Origin of the sequence: Amycolatopsis sp. NPDC021455 (assembly GCF_040640995.1) — a bacterium.
Classification (GTDB): Bacteria; Actinomycetota; Actinomycetes; order Mycobacteriales; family Pseudonocardiaceae; genus Amycolatopsis.
The window spans coordinates 1-22055 of record NZ_JBFACT010000058.1 but is presented as its reverse complement, the minus strand read 5'-3'; the positions used below and the strand labels follow the sequence as shown (position 1 = coordinate 22055).

Annotated in this window: 19 protein-coding genes; 13 read left to right on the top strand and 6 right to left on the bottom strand. The window is 68.6% G+C overall.

All coding sequences use genetic code 11. The annotated features are described in order from the left end of the window. Position 1 precedes the first annotated feature (1 nt). Positions 2-1249: an acyl-CoA dehydrogenase family protein gene (locus AB0G28_RS38320; RefSeq protein ID WP_361101161.1), complete on the top strand. Its 1248-nt coding sequence runs from the start codon at positions 2-4 to the stop codon at positions 1247-1249. Between the two features lie 38 nt (positions 1250-1287). Here AB0G28_RS38320 and AB0G28_RS38315 read toward each other — a convergent pair whose 3' ends face one another. Beyond that, positions 1288-2004 (bottom strand): FCD domain-containing protein, encoded by a 717-nt coding sequence (locus AB0G28_RS38315; protein ID WP_361101158.1) that lies wholly within the window; start codon positions 2002-2004, stop codon positions 1288-1290. A 126-nt stretch (positions 2005-2130) separates the two neighbouring features. Here AB0G28_RS38315 and AB0G28_RS38310 point away from each other — a divergent pair, with 126 nt between their 5' ends. Beyond that, complete coding sequence (locus AB0G28_RS38310) at positions 2131-3291, top strand: alcohol dehydrogenase catalytic domain-containing protein (RefSeq protein WP_361101155.1); 1161 nt, start codon at positions 2131-2133, stop codon at positions 3289-3291. Here the strand turns inward: AB0G28_RS38310 and AB0G28_RS38305 are convergent. Continuing rightward, positions 3282-4472: a flavin reductase gene (locus tag AB0G28_RS38305; protein ID WP_361101152.1), complete on the bottom strand. Its 1191-nt coding sequence runs from the start codon at positions 4470-4472 to the stop codon at positions 3282-3284. The two genes, AB0G28_RS38310 and AB0G28_RS38305, sit on opposite strands and share 10 nt — an antisense overlap. A gap of 161 nt (positions 4473-4633) precedes the next feature. Here AB0G28_RS38305 and AB0G28_RS38300 point away from each other — a divergent pair, with 161 nt between their 5' ends. From AB0G28_RS38300 to AB0G28_RS38270, 7 genes are all read left to right on the top strand, one after another. Continuing rightward, positions 4634-6211, top strand: a complete 1578-nt coding sequence (locus AB0G28_RS38300) for an ABC transporter substrate-binding protein (RefSeq protein WP_361101149.1) — start codon at positions 4634-4636, stop codon at positions 6209-6211. A gap of 15 nt (positions 6212-6226) precedes the next feature. Further along, a complete protein-coding gene (locus AB0G28_RS38295; RefSeq protein WP_361101146.1) occupies positions 6227-6643 on the top strand; it encodes an SDR family oxidoreductase in 417 nt (138 codons plus the stop codon). A gap of 228 nt (positions 6644-6871) precedes the next feature. Next, positions 6872-7813, top strand: coding sequence for an ABC transporter permease (locus AB0G28_RS38290; RefSeq protein ID WP_361101143.1), 942 nt, complete (start codon positions 6872-6874; stop codon positions 7811-7813). Next, a complete protein-coding gene (locus AB0G28_RS38285; protein ID WP_361101140.1) occupies positions 7783-9780 on the top strand; it encodes a dipeptide/oligopeptide/nickel ABC transporter permease/ATP-binding protein in 1998 nt (665 codons plus the stop codon). Before AB0G28_RS38290 ends, AB0G28_RS38285 begins: the two co-directional genes overlap by 31 nt. Continuing rightward, positions 9773-10744 carry an ABC transporter ATP-binding protein gene (locus tag AB0G28_RS38280; protein ID WP_361101137.1) on the top strand — a complete coding sequence of 324 codons (972 nt, stop codon included), beginning with the start codon at positions 9773-9775 and terminating at the stop codon, positions 10742-10744. The genes AB0G28_RS38285 and AB0G28_RS38280 overlap by 8 nt, the downstream gene beginning before the upstream one ends. Before the next feature lie 23 nt (positions 10745-10767). Continuing rightward, the gene (locus tag AB0G28_RS38275; protein WP_361101134.1) at positions 10768-11571 is read left to right on the top strand and encodes a nuclear transport factor 2 family protein; all 804 of its coding nucleotides are present in this window, start codon (positions 10768-10770) and stop codon (positions 11569-11571) included. A 105-nt stretch (positions 11572-11676) separates the two neighbouring features. Further along, the gene (locus tag AB0G28_RS38270) at positions 11677-12366 is read left to right on the top strand and encodes a signal peptidase II (RefSeq protein WP_361101131.1); all 690 of its coding nucleotides are present in this window, start codon (positions 11677-11679) and stop codon (positions 12364-12366) included. 60 nt (positions 12367-12426) lie between these two features. On the opposite strand, the gene AB0G28_RS38265 is transcribed toward AB0G28_RS38270, so the two are convergent. Beyond that, positions 12427-13302 (bottom strand): fumarylacetoacetate hydrolase family protein, encoded by an 876-nt coding sequence (locus AB0G28_RS38265; protein WP_361101128.1) that lies wholly within the window; start codon positions 13300-13302, stop codon positions 12427-12429. A 222-nt stretch (positions 13303-13524) separates the two neighbouring features. Between AB0G28_RS38265 and AB0G28_RS38260 the strand changes: the two genes are divergently transcribed. Next, positions 13525-15768, top strand: a complete 2244-nt coding sequence (locus tag AB0G28_RS38260) for a zinc-binding dehydrogenase (protein ID WP_361101125.1) — start codon at positions 13525-13527, stop codon at positions 15766-15768. Between the two features lie 25 nt (positions 15769-15793). On the opposite strand, the gene AB0G28_RS38255 is transcribed toward AB0G28_RS38260, so the two are convergent. After that, entirely contained in the window at positions 15794-16330 is a 537-nt protein-coding gene (locus AB0G28_RS38255; protein WP_361101122.1) for a cupin domain-containing protein, read from the bottom strand. Between the two features lie 115 nt (positions 16331-16445). Here AB0G28_RS38255 and iolM point away from each other — a divergent pair, with 115 nt between their 5' ends. After that, the gene (gene iolM / locus AB0G28_RS38250) at positions 16446-17603 is read left to right on the top strand and encodes a scyllo-inosose 3-dehydrogenase (protein WP_361101119.1); all 1158 of its coding nucleotides are present in this window, start codon (positions 16446-16448) and stop codon (positions 17601-17603) included. Between the two features lie 52 nt (positions 17604-17655). Here iolM and AB0G28_RS38245 read toward each other — a convergent pair whose 3' ends face one another. Beyond that, entirely contained in the window at positions 17656-19173 is a 1518-nt protein-coding gene (locus AB0G28_RS38245; protein ID WP_361101116.1) for an FAD-binding oxidoreductase, read from the bottom strand. A gap of 122 nt (positions 19174-19295) precedes the next feature. Between AB0G28_RS38245 and AB0G28_RS38240 the strand changes: the two genes are divergently transcribed. Continuing rightward, complete coding sequence (locus tag AB0G28_RS38240) at positions 19296-20942, top strand: FAD-dependent monooxygenase (RefSeq protein ID WP_361101113.1); 1647 nt, start codon at positions 19296-19298, stop codon at positions 20940-20942. 47 nt (positions 20943-20989) lie between these two features. Beyond that, positions 20990-21346, top strand: a complete 357-nt coding sequence (locus tag AB0G28_RS38235) for a carboxymuconolactone decarboxylase family protein (RefSeq protein ID WP_361101259.1) — start codon at positions 20990-20992, stop codon at positions 21344-21346. Between the two features lie 16 nt (positions 21347-21362). On the opposite strand, the gene AB0G28_RS38230 is transcribed toward AB0G28_RS38235, so the two are convergent. Further along, positions 21363-22055: glycoside hydrolase family 43 protein (locus AB0G28_RS38230; RefSeq protein WP_361101110.1), on the bottom strand; the 693-nt coding region annotated here is incomplete at its 5' end.

The following is a 22055-nucleotide window of genomic DNA, read 5'->3' as shown; positions in this document are numbered from 1 at the left end:
AATGTCCGACAACATCACGCTCGACGCCCGGCAGGGTTCCGTGTCCGCCGAGCAGGACCTCACTCTCGAAGTGGCGCTCGAGATCGCGCGTTCGCTCCGTCCGCGACTGGTCGCGGAGCAGGCCGCCACCGAGGCCCGCACCACCTATTCGCCCGAGCTGCACCAGGTCTTCAAGGACGCCGGCTACTACCGCCTCCTGGTGCCTAGGGCCTACGGCGGCCTCGCCTGGACGATGCCCGATTTCGTGCGGCTGATGGGCGAGGTGGCGCGAGGCTGCATGTCCACCGGCTGGTGCTTGTGCCTCGGCGCGAGCCATGCCCTGCTGGTCAGCTCGCTCTGGCCGAAATCGGCCCAGGACGCGGTGTTCGAGGACGGTCACGTCGTGATCCCGTCGACGGCGCGGCCGGGTGGCCCGGCGACCCGCGTCGGCGGTGGATGGCGGCTCAACACCACGCATCCCTACTCGTCAGGGGCGCCGTACTCCACCCATTACGTGGGCCAGGCGTTCGAGTACGGGCCGGCCGGGGGCGCGCCGGTTCAGCAGATGCTCTTCGTCGCGCCGCGGGACGCCTATGAGATCAAGGACGACTGGGGGAACACCCTCGGGCTGAAGGGCAGCGGGTCGAACACCATCGTCTTCCACGACGCCTTCCTGCCGGACGACCACGTCCTCGAGGGCACCATGCAGGTCGACATCAGGAGCTCGCACACGTCGCCGGGTTTCGAACAGCACGGCAACCCCATGCACCTCGCGCCGGGTCAAGGGTTCTTCGGCCTGGACCTGGCGACCGTGTTCGTCGGCGGGGCGTTCGGTGCGCTGGACGAGTACGAGCGCCTCATGCGGGAACGAAAGACCGCGGGTGACGCCGGCCGGGCGCCGGCCGCACGGCTCACCGACCCCGACTACCAGCGCTGGTTCGGCCTCGCCACCGCCCGGTTGAACTCGGCTCAGGCGATCATCCACGACACGGCGGAGCGCTGGATGGAGCTCTGCCACCGCGCCGCGGCCGGCGAGGAACCGTTCACGACAGCCGACGACATGATGCTCAACATGATGTGCCGCGAGGCGACCCGGCTCGCGTGGTCGACGGTGCAGGACACGATCTTCCGGACAGCGGGCTCGTCGGCGGCGGTCAACGGGGAGCGGCTGGAGCGCGCCTACCGGGACCTGTCGCAGGCGTGGGGCCACGTGAACATGATCATCGAAGACTCCATGGCGCGGGCGTGGACGGCCCGGACCTCGGGCTGAGCCGAGGTGAGGACGCTCTGGGCGGAGCGGATCTCCGCTCAGAGCGCGTGGTGCCGGACCATGTCGAGCTGCGAGGTCACGGCCGCGGCCGCCTTGTCGGCGTCACCCCTGATGATCGCGTCGACGAGCACGCCGGTCAGGTCGCGGGCGGCTGCGGCATCTTCGGCCGGTAAGTCGCGCATGTACACGGGGATGGTGACGCCACCCATCGCGGAGACGAAGGACGCGAGCAGCCTGTTGCCGCTCGCCTCGGCCACCAGCGTGTAGATCGACTGACCGAGCTCGAAGAGCTCGGGGTCGCGTGCATCGCGCGACGGCCCGCTCATCATCTCGTTCTGCCGGTCGATCAGCCGGGTGAACTCGGCCACCTGCTCCTCGGTGCGGTTCTGCGCGGCGAGCCGGGCGGCGGGAACCTCGAGCATCCGCCGGACATCGTTGATCTCGTCCATCGTGAGGCTGCCGAACTTGAGGATGGTCTCCAGCGAGCCCGAGATCAGGTTGGTGAGCGACTCGTGGTCGACGTTCTGGACGAAGCTTCCGCCGCCGGCGCCCGGGACCTTGGAGATGAGCCCCTCCGACGCGAGGACGCGAAGCGCCTCCCGGACCGTCGAACGGCTGACCTGGAACTCGCGCGACAACTCGGCCTCGCTCGGCAGGCGTTCGCCACGCTTGAACGTCGAGGACACGATCGCGTCGCGAAGCTGCTTCTCGACCTGCTCGCGGGGCCGGCGGACGGGCTCGGGGCTGAAGGGCATAACTTCGATTTTATCCAACACAGCTCTTCCCTTACCACTTGGGGATTCGTCGGCTGTTCCACACTGAAGGCCCTGTCTGGCAGCATACCATCAGACTGTAATTTGTTGGACGTTTGGAGGTGGGCGATGCGAGCCCTGGTCGTCACCGGTGACTGGCAGCCCCGGCCGGGCTACGTACCCGACGAGGAGGAGCTCGCGGGCCGACGGGCGCGCAACGCCGGCCAGGTGTGGCGGCACCCCCGATGGGCCGCCGCCACCCTTCCCGATCCCGTCCTGAAGTCTGCGACGGATGTGCTCGTCCGCGTGCGAGCCAGCGGCGTCGCTGTGTCGACGCTGCGAATGACGGCCACCGATGACGACGGCTACGTCACCCTCCCCTATCGCATGGCTCTCCCGCTCGTCCCCGGGCACGAGTTCGCGGGGGAAGTCGTCGAGGCCGGCTCCGCGGTGACCGACCTTCGGGTCGGTGATGCGGTCGCAGTCGAGACGCTCCGGCCGTGCGGCCGGTGTCCCGCCTGCCGACGTGGTCGGGTCAATGCGTGCCTGGACGGCCAGTTCGCCGGGTTCGACATCGACGGTGGCTTCGCCGAATACGCGGTCGTGCCGTCCGGCCACGCTCGTTCGCTGGAGGCGTTGCGAGAGCGCTTCGACGACGACAGCGTCTTCCAGGTCGGAGCCCTTTGCGAGCCCGCCGCGACCGTCTACAACGGACTGTTCGAGGTGGATCGTCACCTGCGGCCGGGCATGCGCGTCGGGGTACTGGGGTGCGGCCCGCTGGGGCTCGCCGCGGTCGCGTTGGCCAGAGCCGCGGGGGCCGCTCGAGTCCTGGCGTTCGATCCGGTCCCCGACCGCGCCGGCCTGGCCGAGGTGCTCGGCGCGGATCGAGGCTGGTCGGCACGCGAGCTCGAGCCCAGTGCGCTTCCCGCTGTCGTGCAGGACGAAACGGCCGGGCGCGGCGTTGATGTCGTCGTGGACGCCAGCAGCGCCCCCGGGGTGGTTCTGCCCGTGGCGCAGCAGCTGCTCGCCGTGGGCGGCCACATCGTGCATCTCGGTGTCGGCGGTCCGCCTGGTTCGTTCCGGCCGATGGCGACGATGGGGCGTGCGGTGACCCACGCGTTCAGCATGGGGCACATCGGTGGCTTCGACCCGGTCATTGCCCTGCACGCCGCGGGCAGGATCGATCTGACGCCGATGGTCGGAGGGCGATGGGCCCTCCAAGACGGCCTGGCCGCGGTCGAGCACGCCACTGACAAACGAGTCGCCAAGACCCTCGTCGTTCAGACCTGAAGGAGCGCCGTTGCCGTCGGCAGACTTGCCTCCACCTGCGCCGCGGCGGCTCGGAGGTCCGAGGCCCACCGCTTGATCCGTTCGCCCGAGGAGGGCGTCGGCAGTTGGGCGAGCCTGAGGAGCAGGACGACGTTGCCGTCCTGGCCGAGGACGGGCGCCATGAGGCCGCCGATGTCGTATTCCCGTTCGTCGGCGAAGTCGGCGGCGTCCACCGACGGCATGGACTCCGCCATGCGCGCCAACAGCGCTCGCTCGCGTGCCGGCGTGAGGTCACCGGCGGCATATTCGTCCATCATGGCCGCGACGTCGGCCTGATCGCTCGAGGCGATCTGCCACGCGGCGTAGCCCCGTGCCCGGATCGCCGCCAGTCGCCGCTGGTGGGCCTCGAGCCGGTCCGGGTCCTTGCCCACCATCGTCAGCCATCGCGCCGCGGCTTCGTCCGATGCCCACGCCACGTACGCCTCGCCGAGTGGCGGCTTCATCGGCAACCTCTCCCCGAGCAGCTCCCGCATGACCGCGGATCCGCCGTGCGCGGTGGCCGCGGTGGTCAGTTCGAACTCGTTCACGGCCACGAGCACGGCGGCCTCGCAAGCCAGCTCGCGGGCCAGGACCTCGATCTGCGGGCGAGCCAGGTCCGCGAGCCGGATTCCCGAGATCAGCTCGGCATCGCCGCCGGCCGTCATGCCGTGGGGCGAGAAGCCGCCGTATCCGCCCTGGAAGAACAGCAGCGGCGTGACCTGCCGGTGCACCTCCATGGACTCGACCTCGCAGAGCTGGATGAAATGATCTCCTGCTTCGATGGCTTGTCGCGGCGCACAGTGGACGTGTGCCACTGCTCCGGCGATGGCCGGCGCTCCGGTCGGGGACGCGCTCCATTCGACACCTCTGAACTTGCCCGGCGCCGGGCTCGACATCGTCCGGCACAGCTCCACCTGGTCGTGCGCGAGCACGTTGATGCAGAAGGACCGCGCGGTCCGAAGGCGCGCGAACGTCCTGGACGCCCGGGTGGGCAGGAACGCCACCAGCGGCGGATCGAGCGAGACCGCGGTGAAGGTCCCGATGACCATGCCCGCGGGTTCGCCGTCGTCCGCGATCCCGGTGACCACCGTGACGCCGGTCGGGTAGTGCCCCATCACTTCGCGATAGCGCAGTGAGTCGATCGGGGGAAGCGGGTCGGTCATGGCAGCTCCTCGGGTCGGTGGTACCGGAGTCCATGCTCGGCGAACTGTCAGACATTTGCAAGAGCTTCGATGGTCGACCGGATAGACGGACCATTGACGCAGGTAGTGATCGCGGTTACGTTGGCGATCGATAAACATCGCACATTAGACAGAGGTGTCTCTTGTCCGTCAAAATCACCCGGCGCCGTGCGGCGTCCGTGCTCGCCGGCGTCGCGGCGTTGGCATCCGGCGTCTCCGCCTGCTCGAGCGGTTCCTCGGCCGAGGGCGCGAACGGCGAGACGCTGACCATCTCGGTCTCGGGCGATCCGCTCAATCTCGATACGGCGAACTGCGTCCCGTTGGTCTTCTGCAGCGCCGCGTACGACTCCTTGATCCACATTTCCCCCGGCACCGGCGAACTGCAGCCGGGTCTGGCCACCGCCTGGGAGTGGGTCGACAAGGAGCACCGCACGTTCCGCCTGACGCTGCGCCAGGGAGCGAAGTTCGGGGACGGCGCACCGCTGAACGGCGAGGCCGCGGCTGCGTCGCTGAACTCGTACCTCCAGGCGCCTGGGCCCTTCGCGTCGCTCAGCTACCCGCTGAAGGGAGCGCAAGCCGCCGGGCCGGACAAGGTCGACGTGCAGTTCGCGGAGCCGGTCTCCACCCACTACGCCCTCTACCTGCTCGCCGGCCAGAGCGGTGTCGGATACGTGGTGGGTCCCAAGAGCGCCGCCGACCGCAAACTCCTGCTCGCGGACACGGACGGCATCGGCCCTTACCAGCTCGATCCCACCCAGACCATCAAGTCGGTCAAGTACGTCTACGTCCCGAATCGCCAGTACCCCGAGCAGGACGCGATCAAGTACGCAAAGGTCGTCCTGAAGCCCGTGATGAATCCGCAGACCCGGCTGAACTCGATCAGGTCGGGCGAGGTGGACTGGGCCCTCAACATCGCCCCGGCGGACCTGTCCGCCGTCACGCAGAGCGGCGCCTCGATCGCTCGCGGTCCGCTCGGATCATTCGCCTCGATGGCGCTGATCAAGCGCGCGAACGGCCCCTTGGCCGACCAGCGGGTTCGCCAGGCCCTCGCCTACGCGACCCCGCGCCAGGACATCGCCACGGCGATCTTCGGGACCGACGCGGTCCCGACCAGTTCCGTCGTCGCCGACGGCGCGGAGGGCTACAACGCGGCCGACGTGAACCAGTACGCGTACAACCCGGAGAAGGCGCGGCAGCTGCTCGCAAAGGCGGGACAGGCCGACGGACTGACGATCCAGGTCTTCGACCCGTCGTTCTTCGATCCGGGAAGCGCCGTCGGCCAGGCACTCAAGGCGGCCTATGCGAAAGTCGGCGTGACGGTCGATCTCGTGCCCAGCGACGCGTCCCCGGGCGTGGTCGCCCAGCAGATGGGCAAGTACGACGCGGTGATCATGACCAACGGCGCGAACGGCCTCTCGGAGGCGGTCTTCACCATGTTCCGGCCGATGGGGCTGGCGAACCCGCTGGGCGTCCCCCTCGATCCCCAGCTGACCACCCTGATGCGGGCGGCTGCCACCACGGCAGACCCTCAGGATCAGGAGGCGAAGATCAAGATCGCCACGGCGCGCCTCGACGAGCTGGTCTACGCGGTCCCGATCGCCGGCATTCCCACCCTGCAGGCCATCAGCTCGAAGGTCGCCAACGTGCGCGAGAAGTTCTGGACCATCGAAATGAACCCGTTCAGTCCCGTCGCGAACGAGGCCTGGCGTCCGGCGAAGTGACAGCTGGTGTCCCCCGTGGACCGAAGACGGAAGGCAAGAGCGATGTTCCACGGCGAAGGCCGCGTCGCCCTCGTCACCGGGGCGGCGACCGAGCCGGGGCGGCGCATCGCTTCGGCTCTCGCCGGGCGAGGCATGACCCTGGTGCTCACCGACGTCAACGAGGAGCACCTCGACTTCGTCGCCGCCGGGTGGCCGAGTGGTGTCGAGAAGCCCTTGACCCGGCGCCTGGACGTGACGGACCGCGCGGGCTGGTCGGCTCTTGTCGCCGAGATCGAGGCAGGCGTCGGTCCCCTGCACGCGCTCGTCGGCGCCGCCGAATTCGATCCGGGAGCCACCGCCGTGGACCTCCCGCCCGAGAGCTGGGAGCGTGCCGTCGCGATCAATCTGACGGGTGTCCTTTATGGAATCAGGGCTGCCCTGGACGGCGCCTGAAGTATCAGAACCCGGTGTTGGTGTGACCCGAAGCGGTCGGAGTCGAGGAGAAGTCTTGTCAGCGAAAGTCGAGATAGCCAGGACGGCCGTTCGTGCCCCGTCTCCGAGCACCGTTCGTACAGTCGAGGCGACCGGCGTCGCCAGTCTCACGCCTGACGTGCGCCGACGGCAGTCAGCCAAGCAGACCGCCGGAGATCGTTCTCGATCGGACCGGATCGGCCGGCTGCGGTGATCCGGCTGATCGTGCGCCGTCTGCTGCTCGCGGTGCCGCTTCTCCTGATCGTCTCCACGCTGACGTTCGTGCTCACCGCCGTGGCGCCCGGGGATCCGGCCGCGACCATCCTGGGCAGCTCGGCCACCCCGGAGTCGATCGCCGCGCTCAACGCGAAGCTCGGTCTGGACGACCCCATCGTCGTGCAGTACTGGCACTGGCTCGAGCGTGCGGTCACGGGTGACCTCGGCGCGTCGGTCGTGACCTCCCAGAATGTCGGCCAGGCGATCGGAACGCGGCTGCCGACGACGCTCTCCCTGGTGCTGCTCGGCACTCTGGTCGCCGCAGTTGCCGGTATCGGACTCGGCATGGTGAGCGCTCTCGGCGGCCGTCGCCTCGGCCGCGTGACCGACGTCCTGGCCGTGGTCGGCTACGTCATCCCGAACTTCTGGCTCGGCCTCATGCTCGTCTACTTCCTGTCGGTGAAACTCGGCTGGTTCCCGGCAACGGGATACGTCGGACTCGGCGATTCGCCGGGGGGCTGGCTTCGCTCGCTCGTCTTGCCCGTCATCGCACTCGCGGTCATGGGAACCACCGCCGTCGCGAAGCAGACGCGCGACGCGATGCGCGAGGTCATGGGCCGCGAGTTCATCACGGCGTTGCGCGCTGACGGCTTCTCCGAACGACAGATCATGTTCCGCCATGGGTTGCGTAACGCGGCGATCCCCATCGTGACGGTGACCGGGGTGCTGTTCATCGGCATGTTCGGGGGAACCGTCCTGGTCGAGTCGGTTTTCGTCCTGCCCGGCCTGGGCGGGCTGGCGGTCAGCTCCGCCCAGACCGGTGACCTGACGATGCTCCAGGGTGTCGCTGTCGTGTTCTGCCTGGCGGTCGTCGCCGCAAACCTCGCCGTCGACCTCGCGTACGGATGGCTCAACCCGAAGGTGCGTGTGCAATGAACGACGCAACCGCCGCGGTGCCGGTCCCGCCGCCGAACCCGCTGCAGACCATGCTGCGCCAGTACCTCCGCAACGGTCTCGCCACCGGGTCGCTGGTCCTCCTGGCCGTGATCGTCGCCGCCTGCGTGCTCGCGCCCGTGTTGACCTCGGGCGGGCCGAACCAGGTGAATCTGGGGCACAGCCTTGCGGGGCCGAGCGCGCAGCACCTCCTCGGAACCGACCAGCTGGGACGCGACCTGCTGACCCGCCTTCTGTACGGCGGCCGGACCACGCTCTTGAACGCCTTCGTCGTCAGCGTCGTCGCCGTGGCCGTCGCGGTCCCCCTCGGCGTGGTGGCGGGGTACGCCGGTGGGTGGGTCGATCGTGTCGTGACGACGGTGACCGACGTCGGTCTCTCCCTTCCCGCCATCGTGGTCATGCTTGTCGTGGTGTCGACGTTCTCCGGGCACCTCGGCTTGGCGATGATCGCTTTGGGATTCCTCCTCGCACCGTCCATCGTGCGCAACGTCCGTGGCCCGGCCTTGGCGGTGAAGGGCGAGCTCTTCGTCGATGCGGCGGTCGTCGCCGGGCTGCCGTCGCGACGGATCATCTTCAGGCACGTCCTGCTCAGGGTCCTCGGCCCCGTGTTGGTCCAGAGTGCCCTCGCCACGGCCATCGCGCTGCAGTTCACCGTCGGCTTGTCGTTCCTGGGATTCGGGGCGAAGCCCCCGAACCCCGACTGGGGCTCGATGATCGCCGAGGGGTCCCAGGTCCTCAACAAGAGTCCCTGGCCCCTCGTGTCCGGCGGCGTTGCCCTGGGGCTGGTGTCGCTCGCCTTGGTGCTGATCGGTGACGGCGTCCGCGATGTCGCGGTCGAGGCATGGAGCGGCGCACCCGCACGCCGGCGGCGTTCGCGGAAGCCGAGCCCCGGGGTCCTTGCCGGGCGAGCGCAGCGGCCCGCGGACGCCGAACCGGCGCCGGCCGAGGAAACGCTGCTGACACTCCACAACGTCTCCGTGGCGTACTCCGCCAGTGACGGCCCGCGGTGCGTCGCGAGCGACGTCAGCTTCTCGATCGCGGCCGGGGAATCGGTCGCCGTCGTCGGCGAGTCGGGGTGCGGCAAGAGTTCGATCGCCCGAGCCATCGCTCGCCTGCTTCCGCATGGCGGGGAGATCGTCGCGGGCTCCATCCGGTTCGACGACTACGACGTCGCGGCACTGGAGGGCCGCTCCCTCAACGACTATCGCCGCAACGCCGTCAGCTACATCGCTCAGGATCCGATGACGGCCCTGGACCCGACCCTGCGGGTGGGAGTCCTGCTCCGCCGGATCGTCCAGGCCAGAGACGGACTCTCGCGCAGGCAGGCCGAGGCCCGCGTGCTCGAGTTGCTCGAGCAGGTTCAGCTTCCGGATCCCGCCGGCGTGGCCAAGCGCTTTCCGCACGAGCTCTCCGGCGGGATGGCACAGCGGATCGGGATAGCGCGGGCGATCGCGACCCGGCCGCGCCTGCTCATCGCGGACGAGCCGACGACTGCCCTCGACGTCACCGTGCAGTCCGAGATCCTGAGCCTCCTGCGCGCGCTGCAGAAGGACCTGGGCATGGCACTTCTCCTGGTGAGCCACGACTGGGGCGTGGTGGCGCAGGTCTGTGACCGGGCCCTGGTGATGTACGCCGGCGAGCTGGTCGAGCACGGGCGGCTGAACAGGATCACGCACGAGCCGGCTCATCCCTACACCTCGGCGCTCCTCGCGTGCCGTCCCTCCACCATCGTCGACGACGACCTGCCGCTTCCGACGATCCGCGGTTCGGTCTCGGCGCCGGGAGAGTGGCCGACCGGATGCCGCTTCGCGTCGCGCTGCGACTTCAGCACCGAGCAGTGCCGGTCGGCAGCTGTTCCGCTGACCGAAGTGGACGGAGAGCACAGTGTGCGCTGCCTGAACCCCCTCCGCGTCGGCCCCGAACACGAGGAAGTGTCGGAACGTGTCTGAGTCTCCCCTGCTCGAGGTCGCCGACCTGGCGATCGAGTACCGGCGCGGCATCCACCGGGTCACCGCGGTCTCGGGCGTGAACTTCACGATCCGGGCCGGCCAGACACTCGGCCTGGTGGGCGAATCCGGCTCCGGAAAGACGACGATCGGTCGCGCCATCCTCGGGCTGGTGCCCATCAGCGCCGGACGCATCCTGTTCGACGGGCAGGACGTCAGCGGCGACGCCCATCGTCGCCGGCGCCGGGAACCGGGCCAGATCCGGGCGATCTTCCAGGACCCGTACAGCTCGCTCAACCCGTCGCTGCCGGTCGCGGTCAGCGTCGCCGAGGAGGTGCCCAGGAGCCGGCGCGTGCGGAGCGAAGCGTTCGCCAGGCTCTCGGATCTGTTCGACCGCGTGGGACTGCCCCGCGCGGTGGCGGCGAGCTACCCCGCGCGGCTCTCCGGAGGGCAGCGCCAGCGCGTCGCCATCGCGCGTGCCCTCATGAGCGATCCGAGCCTCGTCATCTGCGACGAGCCGGTCAGCGCGCTCGACGTGTCGGTCCAGGCGCAGGTGCTGAACGTCCTCAAGGACGCGCAGCGAGCCGGTTCGCTCAGCTACTGCTTCATCGGCCACGACCTCGACGTCGTGCGCTACATGTCCGACTGGATCGTGGTGCTCTACCGCGGCCAGGTGCTCGAGGACGGGCCCGCGCGGACGGTGGCCCGTCACCCACGCCATCCGTACACCCAGGCCCTGGTCGCGGCCTCGCCCGAGCTCGACCGGCCGGCTCAGCCGCGCCGCGCGCCCGATCCTCACCCCGAGCCACCGCGGGGTGGAGGCTGCCCCTTCGCACCCAGGTGCGGGTTCGCGGAGGACCGGTGCTGGGTCGAGCAGCCGCCGGTCCACCTCGCGGCCGACGGCGGACACGTGGCCTGCCACCGCTATGACGCCGCCGCGGACACGACGGCGGGAGTCCTCCTCTGATTGCGACCGGAGAACCACAGCTCATGCTCGAATCCGAACGCCGGCGTCAGTCGGTCCTGCGCATCTACGACGCCCTGACCACCGGACGCCTCCACGTCGAGAGCGGCGACGTCCTCGAGACGATCTTCTGGCCGGATGCCTGCCATCACCGCTCCTCCCAGCCGCTCGGCGACGGACCGGCCGGAGCGCGTCGGCTCTACCTCGAGCTGCAGACTCGCCTTCCCGGAGTCGTCGCAACGGTGAAACGAACCGTCTCCGATGGCGAGTTCGTGGCCGTGCACTGGCAGGCTTCAACCGATCCGCGTGACGAGTTCAGCGGCGAGTCCTGGTGTGAATTCTTCCGCTTCGCCGGCGACCGGGTCGCGGAGCACTGGCAGCTCCACGCCGCCGTGCCGTCGAGCACGGTCAGCGGAAGGTCGGTGTTCAGCGATGCCTACCAGCTCACTCACGGTGCGGGGCAAGGGGAAGCCGCGATCAACCGCGAGGTCGCGTCGGCGGCCTTCGCCCGATTCCTGGAGTTCGATCCCACTGTCGTGGCCGATCACTGGGGCGATGTCTACCTCCAGCACAACGAGAACATCCCCGACGGTCCTGAGGCCATCCGCCGCTCCCTGGAGGAAACCGGTGGCCTTCCGGATGAGTTCAGGCCGAGCTTCACGGTGGTCGTCACCGTCGCCGAAGGCGATCTGGTGTGGTTGCTCGAGCGCGTCCGCGTCGGAAACCTGACCGGCCTCGGTGTCGACATCTTCCGGCTGGCCGATCGCCGAATCGTGGAGCACTGGGACATCCCGGCGCTCAGACCGGATTCCGTCGATGCTGAGTTGTGAGCAATTGGCACACAGAAGGTTACTGATCGTAAAGATTCCGCAATAATCAACAGTCACCCTGGGCGACAAGAAGCACACTGACCGCTACCGCCAGGGGACGCGATCATGAGCGACGACTCGACGACAGCCGCTGTCCACCCAACCCAGGTGACACGAAACGGTGGGTTGGCGCACCGACCGGCGATGCTTGCCCTGATGGCGGTGGTCACCGTGGTGGACCAACTCGGCAAGTGGTGGGCCTGGCGGCACGCACCTCTGGCGAAAATCAACTACGGCGGCAACTTCCTCGTCGGCGACACGATCAGTCACTGGTACGCCGACCCGACCACCGGCGCACTGCTCGACCTGATGGACTTCGGTGTACTGACTGCCGCCGCGGTCGTCCTGACCCGCCGCCGACCGTCCGCGGTCATTCTCGTTCCCGCCGGCCTCATGGTCGGTGGCTGGATCAGCAATCTGTTCGACCGCCTGGGGTTGCACTACCTGACCGCCCCGGGCAGCGTGCGCGGAGCGGTCGACTTCATCGCGCTCGGTCCGATTCGCTACAACCTGGCCGACGTGTTCATCGTCTGCGCCACGCTTCTTTTCATCCTCGCCGTGATCGCAACCACCTTGTCCACCAACCGATCCCCAGCCGTGTCCCCCGCACCCCCGAGGCGACACCGTCGACGTCGAACCTGGTTGTCCGGAGCCGCCACTGCCACCTGTCTCGTCCTTGTCGTCGGTTTCGGCGCGCTGAACTACGGCGGCGTGACCACACCGAATCCCTCCTCCAGCAACAACAGCACCCGATGACCGCCGGGGTCGAGCAGGAAGTCCTTGCTCCACCCCGGCGATCGTTCCGGCAGCGCCGGGTCAGACCGCGGCTGTCGCCGAGTCCTCGATCCACTCCACGGACGCGCCCTCCTGGACGATGCGGTTCTCGAGGTGACCGATCCCGTCGATCTCGACCCGCACGACGTCACCGGGTACGAGGAAGCGGTTCTCCATGACGCCGACGCCGCCGGGGGTGCCGGTCGCGATCACGTCGCCCACCTCCAGGGTCGCGGCGCTGGACAGTTCCTCGATCAGGCGGTAGCAGTCGAAGATGAGGTTCTCCGTGGTGGAGCTCTGCCGCACCTCGCCGTTGACGATCGTGCGGATCGGCAGCCGGTGCGGGTCGACCTCGTCGGGCGTGACGAGCCACGGCCCGATGACGCCGTGCCCGTCGAACGACTTGCCGAGCACCCACTGGCCCCCGCGCATCTGGAAGTCCCGGACGCTGTAGTCGTTGACGACCGTGAAGCCGGCGATGACCCGGTGCGCGTTCTCCCTGCTGACGTGCCGGCAGCGCTTGCCGATCACGACTCCCAGCTCGCACTCGAAGTCGAGCCGGTCGGACACCGCGGGCCGCTCGACGTCGGCGTAAGGCCCGGTGACGGTGTTGGGCATCTTCGCGAAGACGGTCGGGAACTCGGGGAACGGCTTCCCGGTCTCGCGGACGTGCTCGGCGTAGTTCATCCCGATCGCCCAGAACTTCGGCGGCCGGGGAATCGGTGACATCAGCGTCGACGGGTCCAAGGCCGACCGCGCGGCCCCCGAAGCGATCGCGTCCGCGATCACGCCGAGACCGACCTCGCCGAGCTCGAGGATCCCCACCAGGGTGCCGGGCAGTCCGGGCACCGCATTCGCGATGTCGACGATTTCGTCGCCGACCACGACGACCGCCGCCGGACCGGATTCTGTACGCACTGTCGCAAGCCGCATCGGGCGTCTCCCATCTCCTTCCGAACAGGTCGGAAGCGCATCGTGAAAAGTAACCCTCTCCGCTGAAGTTTGACATCAAAAAGACTGGTTGACAAATGTCAGACAGATGCCATAGCGTCGGCTACGGGCGGGCGGTGTGCGCGCGCAAGCGGGATTCGCCACGAGGCGGGACGCGGGCACGCCCGAGACAGCGATGGGAAGTAATCAATGACCACTGTGGATGTGGATCCGACCAGCACTGGACAGCCCGCATCGGTGGGCGCGGGTGAGCCGGACTTCGAGGAGCGCACCGACCGTCTCATCGAGAAGGCGAAGGTGCTGATTCCGACCCTGCGCGCACGCGCGCAGGAAGCCGAGGCGCTGCGCTACCAGCCGCCGCAGACCGTCAAGGACGCCGAGTTCCTCATGGATGCGCTCACCCCGCGCGTGTGGGGCGGCCAGGGGCTCGGATCCCGCGCGCTCTGCGAGGTCGCCCGCGTTCTGGCGCACGGCGACACGTCCGCGGCGTGGACGCTGGCGTTCCTGATGGAGCACAGCTGGATGGCAGCGCACCTCGACTGGGACGCGCAGAAGGAGATCTTCGCCGGGCGCACCTTCATCCTCGCCTCCGCTCCCCTGACGCCGGCCGGCAAGGGCGAGAAGGTCGACGGAGGGTTCCGGGTCAGCGGCACCTTCCGCTACGCCTCGGGCCTGTGGAACTCGACGCACACCTTCCTTTCGACGATGGTCACGATCGACGGCACCCTGACGCCGACGACGTTCCTCATCGAACTGGACCAGCCGGGCGTCACGGTCAACGACGACTGGCACATGTCCGGCATGGCGGCCACCGGGAGCGCGAGCGTCACGCTCGACGACGTCTTCATCCGCGACAGCTACAGCATCCCGCTCGAGGAGATGCTGTCCATCGACAAGCACCCCGGCACGTCGCACGAAGAGAAGTTCCTCCGCTACCCGCCCTTCGCGAGCCTCGGGATGATGATCACCGCCATCGCGCTGGGCTCCGCCGAGGCCGTGGTCGACATCGTGAAGTCGCGCCTCGGGACCACGCGGGCCTTCGGTGGCGCGACGCGCCAGGACCTGCCGCAGTCCCGGATGCGGTTCGCGGAAGCGTGGGAAAAGCTCCGCTGTGCCCAGATGCTCTACACGCACATCCTGGAGGACTCGATCCGGAAGTGCGACGCGCTGGAGCCGTGGAGCCAGGAGGAGATCGGGCAGATCGAGCTCGATCAGACCACGATCGTCCACCTCGCGCAGGAGCTGATCGGCATCCTCTGTGACGGCATGGGCTCGAGTCCGTACCAGAGCAAGGAAGCGCTGCAGCGCTACCGGCGGGACATCAACGTGATCGCCAACCACGCGTTCATGGACTGGGACCTGGTGGCCGAACGGTCCATTCGCTACGTGCTGGGTCTCGGCACCCGGTCCACCGACATGTTCCGCAGCCAGGTCACCGCGCAGGGCGGAGTCGCGAACAACCGCATCCCGGGGGCCACCGACAACGAGGAGAAGACGATGAAGGCAGCAGTCCTCAACGAGGTCGGTGGCGTACCCGCCGTCGGCGAGTTCGACGCCCCCCGGCCGGGTCCGGGCGAGCAGGTCGTCGACGTGATCGTCGCGGCGCTCAACCCCATCGATCTGCGACTGGCGGCGGGTGGCCCGTTCGGTCCTCCGGCGGTTCCCTCCGTGGTCGGTTCCGAGGGCGTGGGCCGGCTCGCCGACGGCACCAAGGTCTACTTCAGCGACGCGAAGGCACCGTATGGGGCGCTCGCCGAAAAGGTCCTGCTCGGCGACCGTTCGCGCTCCTACGCCATCCCCGACGGTCTCGACGACGGTCTCGCGGCGGCGCTCGGCACCTCGGGCATCACGGCGCTGACCGCCCTGCAGTGGCGCGCCGAACTCCGGGCCGGTGACGAGGTGCTGGTCCTGGGCGCCACCGGCGCGGTCGGCCAGGTCGGCGCCCAGGCCGCCAAGCTCCTCGGCGCCGGCCGGGTCGTCGGTGCGGGGCGGAGTGGCGAGACGCTCGAGAAGCTCAAGGGCGAAGGGAAAATCGACGACTTCGTCGTGCTCGGCGGCCAGGATGACGCTGCGGAACTGAAGGCGGCGGCCGCGATCGGCTTCGATGTCGTGCTCGACACCGTGATGGGACCGGCCTTCGAGGCCGCGCTCCCCGCCACGAAGATGGGAGCTCGCTACGTGGTCGTCGGCATGTCCGGCGGAACGCCTGCCAGCTCGATCGCCTACCCGTTCCTGACCGGTCGGAGCGTGTTCGGATTCCTGAAGCCCTTCGTGCCGCTCGACGCCTGGGAGGCCGCCTACCAGCAGCTGATCGGCTGGGCGAACGCCGGGCAGCTGAGCATCGAGGTCGAGCGCGTGCCGTTCGCGTCGGTCGGGGACGCGTGGGGCCGGATCCTGTCCAGCCCGCACCGCAAGCTCGTCGTCGAGATCTGATCTCGACGACGAGCGGCGTGCTCGCTCACCCCGCCTGTTCGGTTCCGATCGAGACGGCAGCGAGGATCGCGGGCTCATCGGCCCGGTTGGTCCAGGCGTGGCTGGTGCCGTTCTGGATGACGACGTCGCCGGCGCGCAGGTGGGTCTCCTCCCCCGTGTCCAGGCCGAGCCACAGTTCGCCGCTGAGCACGATCTGGTAGTCGACGGTTCGCGTCGCGTGGAAGCCCGGTCGGTCGGGATCGAACGTGTCGGCGAGTCCGGGAAGCTCGCGTGCCTGCTCTTCTGCTGCCGCCTCGAAGTCGACGTCCGCGAGAGCGGCGGCGGGAGGGAACCGCACGATGGTCAGCGCCGAGCCGCCCGGGCCGGGCATGAGCGTCGTCAGGCTCGGCGTCGGGTCCGCCGGCGATCCCGTCGGCGCGACCGCGTCGGCCAAGGACCAGACCGCGGTGTTGCTGAACCCGGGTAAGTGTTTGAAGTCGTGGGTCCGCGGCGCGGGCCCGTCGGAGACGACGCAGCTGCGTCCGTCCCGGTCGAAGCCGGTGACGACTCGGCGGATCTTCATCGATCGGCTCTCATTCCTGTCGTGATGGTTCGTACACTGTCAATGATACTAAATGTCAGATGTTCAACATAGGACTGATGTCTGACCTCAGTCCGTGGCTGCCGAGGGTGTCGAGATGCGTGCCGTGGTGATCAAAGGCGAATGGGCGCCGCGCCGTGAGCTCTCCCCGGAGGAGGTCGCCGGCCGTTGGGCGCGGGATGCCACGGCGGCTTGGCGCGAACCGAAGTGGACGCTGGACGAGCGTGCGGTGCCCCGCGTGGCGGGCCCGCACGACGTGCTCGTGCGGAGCAAGGCGGTCGGGATCTGCGGGTCCGATGTCCATCTCCACGAGACGGACGACGAGGGGTATGTGCTGCTCCCCTACCGGGTGCGGTTACCGCTCGTCCCCGGGCACGAGATCGCCGGCGAGGTGGTCGAGGTGGGTGCCGAGGTGCGGCGGGTCCGGCCGGGTGACCCGGTGGCGGTGCAGACGCTGCAGTACTGCGGACGCTGCGGCGCCTGCCGGTCCGGTCTCCCCGGCCACTGCGTCGATGCCGAGGACAGCGGCTTCACCATCGATGGCGGGATGGCCGAGTTCGTGCTGTCGAGGGAGAGCAACGTCCGCTCTCTCGCCGCTGTGCGCGAGCGGTACTCCGAGCGCGACACCTATGAAATCGGTGCACTCTGCGAACCGGCCAGCGTCGCCTACGTCGGACTGTTCCTGCGCGGCGGCGGGTTCCGCCCCGGCGGCATCGCGACAGTCCACGGCTGCGGGCCGATCGGGCTCGCTTCGGTTTCCCTGCTCCGCGCGGCCGGCGCGGCGAAGGTGCTGGCATTCGACACCGAGCCGGCTCGGTGCAAGCTCGCCGAACTCGTAGGAGCGGATGCCGCCTACGACGTCACCAAGCTGCGCGGTGACGGAATGCGTCCGTCCGATGTGGTCTTGGAGCAGACGTCCGGTGAAGGTGCCGACATGTGCGTCGAGGCGGCCGGGGCGGCTGCGGCTGTCCTTCCGGAGATCGAGAGGTCGATCTCGGTCGGCGGCAAGGTGGTGCTGCTGGGATCGGAGAGCGGCGCAGTGCCGATGCAGACGATGGCCTACCTGCTTCGCGGGGCGAGCGTGCACGGGTCGATCGGGAACATCGGCGGGCTCGATCCCGTCATCGCCCTGCATGCCGCGAGCCGGATCGACCTTCGCCCGATCGTCACCGCCCGCTTCGATCTGGCCGCGGCGACCGATGCCGTGCGGCAGGCTTCGCTGCGCCAGGACGCGAAGATCCTCGTGAAAGTGTGACGCCGGCAGTCACGAAGACCCGCCGGACCACTCGGTCCGGCGGGTCTTGTGCTCAACGCTGAACGCGCAGCTTCCGCGGCCAGATCCCTTGCTTGCCGGCCTGGAGGATCCCGTTGGGGTCCACCGCGTCCTTGATCGTCTCGACGAACCGCAGATACGCGTGATCGTTGAAGTCGAAGGTCGCGGCCACGGCGTCCATCTTGAAGATGTGCGAGCGGTACAACCCGTACCCCTCGGCCGCGATCCGCTTGAGCATGGGGTCGTAGTTGTCGTAGATGCGCTTGGTCTTCTCGGCGTCCTTGGGATCGAAGAACATCACGGACACGACCAGGATGCTGTTCGGGAGGAGCATGCAGCCTGCCGCGTACGGCTCGCCGAACTCCTCGTACATGCCGCGCACCAGCCGGATCATCTTGAGCACCTCAGTGCCGATGAGGGGGCCGACGGGCGAGAAGTCGAGGTGGCCGGTGTCCGGGCCGAAGGGAACCTTGTACAGGTCGAGCAGCTCCATGCCGGGGATCCCCGCCTGAACCTTGTCGTCGTGGATCCCTTCGAGCGGACCGGCCCGGTCGGTCCCGTCGAACACCTTGCGGCCGATCTCGACACCGGGAATCGCGCCGAGGACCCGATCGACGATGCGCCACTTCGCCTCGACGATCTCGTCGTATCCGTAGAGGGCGAAGCGCAGCGCCCACTTCTGGCTGTTCGGGTCGAGGTCGGGCTGGCCCTCGGCGTTGGCCGCAACGCCGCGGCCGAGGAACGGGTAGTTGTTGATCGTCTCGTCGAGCATGAGCTCGCGCATGGCATCGATGACCGGGACGATGATCTCGTCGCCGTCGAAGTGCACCCAGCAGGACGCGTACTTCTCGGGCCGCTTCATCAGCCGCCAGCCGATCTGCGTGACGATCCCCATGTTCGACTGGAAGAACAGGCCGTCGACCATCGGGCCGAAGCCGAACGGGTAGGCGTGGAAGGCGCGGTTGCCCTCCATGGCCCCCATGCCGGTGCGCATCACCTCGCCGTTCGGCAGCACGACCTCCATGCCGACGACGTTCTCGGCGTGCGAGCCGAAGCGCGTGTGCCCGCGGCCGTACTCGAGGCTGTTGCCGATCACCGATCCCCAGCCGAGGTCCGGGATGGAAGACCACCACTCACCGCCGTGGTCCTCGAGCGCGTCGACCAGGTCGAACCAGCGAACTCCGGGTTCGACGACCGCGTAGCCCAGCTCGGTGTCGACTTCGAGGACCCGGTTCATCCGGGACAAGTTGACGAGGATGGAGCCGGGCACCCGCGGTGAAGCGCCGCCGTACCCGTAGTTGCGGCCGGTGCTCACTGTCCACAGCGGAACCTTGAACTCGTTCGCGATGCGAACGACGGCCTGCACTTCCTCGACGCCGGCCGGCAGCACGGCCGCCGCCACGTCGTTGTCGTCCGAGCCCAGGATCCAGAAGGGGTCCCGGAACTCATCGAGGTCCGCGCGGCTCCTGAGCACAGCGTCGGGTCCGAGCGCCTTCTCGATCGCGTCGACGGCTCGTGCGACCGCCTCTTGGTCCACCGGCTGGGCGTCCATCCACCAACTCCTCTTCATCGAGTCCTGCCCGCGATTATAGTCTGACATTTGTCCATAGATGAAGACTGGATTGATGCCCTTCCAGCCCATACTGTGGCAGTCACGAGAAGAGAGGTTCGACCATGAGCACGAACAGGCCGGTGGACGCCCCGGTGGTCATCGCGGGCGGCGGCCCCGTCGGTTCGGCGCTGGCGATCGACCTGGCATTGCGAGGAGTGCGGAGCATCGTCCTCGAGCGGCGGGAGCGCGGAAAGCCGTTCCTGCTGCGCACCAACATGACGAACGTGCGCTCGATGGAGCACTTCCGCCGCTGGGGCATGGCGGACGCGTTGCGGAAGAACGACCCGGTGCCCGAGGACATCCAGCGCGACGTGTCGTTCGTGACCCGCCTCAACGGTCATCTCATCCTCAACCTGCCCCGTTCGTACGAGTGGAGCGAGCCGCTGCCGTTCGCGTCCGAGGTCGCCGAATGGGCGCCGAACGAGGGCATCGAGAAGACCATGTGGGCCCGGGTCGCCGAGCTGCCGTTGATCGACTACCGCAACGAGAACGAGGTGGTCACCTTCGCGCAGGACGACGACGGCGTCAGCGTCGAAGTCAAGGGCGCGGACGGTGCCGCCTACCGGGTCCGCGGCTCCTACCTCGTTCTCTCCGACGGCTCACGCGGGAACCTGCGCAAGGTCCTGAACGTGCGCCACGAGGGCCGCACCCTGGCGATGAGCCTCTCGTGGCATTTCCGCTCCAGGCAGCTCCGCGAGGTTTGGACCGCGGGACCCGCTGTGTCGATGGCCTACTTCTACAACGAGGACCGCGGAAGCGACTTGATCACGCCGCAGGGCCCGGACACCTGGCAGTACTTCGCCGGCCCGGCGCCGCAGGGCGTCGATGGCGACGACTGGGACCAGGTCAAGGGTCTCATCCTCAAGGCCGTCGGGCAGGAGGTCGATCTCGAGCCGCTCTCCGGCGGCGCTTTCGCCGAGAACTCGCTGCTCGCGCCGCGGTTCGACTTCGGGCGCGTCCTGCTCGCCGGCGATGCCGCGCACATGGTTTCCCCGCAGGGTGGCTTCGGCATGAACTCCGGGATCGGGGACGCCGCGGACCTCGGCTGGAAACTCGCCGCACTCGTGCAGGGGTGGGGCGGTTCGGCGCTCATCCCGTCGTACTCCATCGACCGGCGGGAGGCCGTGCGGTTCATCCAGCTGGGCTCCGAGGCCAACCACGCCCTGGGCGCCATCGAGCTCGTCCAGGACGGCATCGAGACCGACGGTCCCGAGGGTGACGCGGTTCGAGAGGCGGTCAAACAGGACATCCTCGAGCGCAAGCTGGTGCAGTTCAAGCGGATGGGCGGGCAGCTCGGCTACCGCTACTCGGCCTCCCCGCTGATCGTCCGCGACGGCACCGAGCGCGATCTGCCCGAACCGACCTTCGCCGACTACACGCCGTGCGCGGCTCCCGGTTACCGCGCGCCGCACCTCTGGTTGGCGGACGGAAGCTCGCTGTATGACCACCTCGGCCCCGGGTTCACGCTGCTCGACCTCGGCGCAGTAGACGCAACCGAGCTGACGAAGCGCGCCGAGGAACGCGGGATACCGCTGGCGGTCTTCGCGCCGGACGAAGGGGACCGCGAGTCGCTGTTGGCCCTGTACGAGCGCCGGGCCGCCCTCGTGCGCTCCGACCACCACGTCGTGTGGCGGGGGGACGAGCTGCCGGCGGAGATCGAGCACCTTCTCGACATCGTCACCGGGCACGCCTCGTGGGGGCACCTGTGACCGACCCGGAGCGCGACCTGGAATGGGACCCGGATTTCGTGCGCGGCATGCGGGTGCGCCGAGAGGTGCTGGGCGATGACCGTGTCGACGGCTCGATCGCCCGGTTGAGCCCGTTCAACCGTCCGTTCTTCGACTACCTGACCCGATCCGTCTGGGGCCAAGTGTGGAGCCGCGAGACGCTGGACCACCGCACGCGCAGCTGCATCACTCTCGCCATCCTCACCGCACTCGGACGCGAGGACGAGATCGCACTGCACACCGAAGTGGCAGTACGCAACGGACTGACTCCCGAAGAAATCGCGGAGGTACTGCTTCACTCAGCGGTGTACGCCGGAGTACCGAATGCCCGCGGCGCCATGCTGGTCGCCGAACGTGTGCTGGAGGAGCTAGGGGCGACTGACTGACGACTACGGTCGAGGTCTACCTGTTCTGGTATTTCTCGGCCAGCCGACGGTATTCGGCCTGGGTCACCGGCAGGACCGTGCCGTGCCGGGGCTTGCCGGGCAGCTGCGCACCCGTCACGGGGCGCCAGTCGCCGGAGTTCAGGTCCGTGGTTTCGAACGGCTGGTAGCCGGCGCCGCCGTACTCGTCGATGAACAGGTACCACTTCTTCTCGGTGTTCGAGCGGAACACCAGCGGGCCCTCGCCGCCGACGATCGCGTCCTTGCCGATGCACTCCTTCACCAGGTCGTAGCCGCGGCTGGTGAGCACCCTGGACTTCTCCTCGGTGATGTACCGGCCGCACGGCGTCGAGCCACCACCGCCGGGGCCGCGGTCGTCCTGGGAAAACCGGTAGTACTCGCCGCCGTCCCGGATCACCGTGGAGTCGATCACCGAATGCCCCGGGTCGAACCACGTCTTCGGCTCGCTGAACGTGCGGAAGTCCCGGGTGGTCGCGTACATGATCCGGTTGTACGACGTCGTGGTGTGGCCGGGGTCGTCCGCCGGGTAGACGTTGGACGCCCAGAACACCACGTACGCACCGCGCACCGGGTCGAAGAACGCCTCCGGCGCCCAGACGTTGCCCGCCGTTTCCGGCGCGACCCGCACCAGCCGCGGCGCGCTCCACCGCACGAGGTCCGCCGACTCCCACACCACGATCGAGCGGCTGCC

Bases quoted from the DNA above. Each gene is read 5' to 3' on its own strand.
- AB0G28_RS38305 (WP_361101152.1), bottom strand. From the start codon at position 4,472: ATGACCGACCCGCTTCCCCCGATCGACTCACTGCGCTATCGCGAAGTG.
- AB0G28_RS38240 (WP_361101113.1), top strand. From the start codon at position 19,296: ATGAGCACGAACAGGCCGGTGGACGCCCCGGTGGTCATCGCGGGCGGC.
- AB0G28_RS38285 (WP_361101140.1), top strand. From the start codon at position 7,783: ATGGCTCAACCCGAAGGTGCGTGTGCAATGAACGACGCAACCGCCGCG.
- AB0G28_RS38260 (WP_361101125.1), top strand. From the start codon at position 13,525: ATGACCACTGTGGATGTGGATCCGACCAGCACTGGACAGCCCGCATCG.
- AB0G28_RS38320 (WP_361101161.1), top strand. From the start codon at position 2: ATGTCCGACAACATCACGCTCGACGCCCGGCAGGGTTCCGTGTCCGCC.
- AB0G28_RS38310 (WP_361101155.1), top strand. From the start codon at position 2,131: ATGCGAGCCCTGGTCGTCACCGGTGACTGGCAGCCCCGGCCGGGCTAC.
- AB0G28_RS38235 (WP_361101259.1), top strand. From the start codon at position 20,990: ATGCGGGTGCGCCGAGAGGTGCTGGGCGATGACCGTGTCGACGGCTCG.
- AB0G28_RS38315 (WP_361101158.1), bottom strand. From the start codon at position 2,004: ATGCCCTTCAGCCCCGAGCCCGTCCGCCGGCCCCGCGAGCAGGTCGAG.
- AB0G28_RS38245 (WP_361101116.1), bottom strand. From the start codon at position 19,173: ATGGACGCCCAGCCGGTGGACCAAGAGGCGGTCGCACGAGCCGTCGAC.
- AB0G28_RS38270 (WP_361101131.1), top strand. From the start codon at position 11,677: ATGAGCGACGACTCGACGACAGCCGCTGTCCACCCAACCCAGGTGACA.
- iolM (WP_361101119.1), top strand. From the start codon at position 16,446: ATGCGTGCCGTGGTGATCAAAGGCGAATGGGCGCCGCGCCGTGAGCTC.
- AB0G28_RS38275 (WP_361101134.1), top strand. From the start codon at position 10,768: ATGCTCGAATCCGAACGCCGGCGTCAGTCGGTCCTGCGCATCTACGAC.
- AB0G28_RS38255 (WP_361101122.1), bottom strand. From the start codon at position 16,330: ATGAAGATCCGCCGAGTCGTCACCGGCTTCGACCGGGACGGACGCAGC.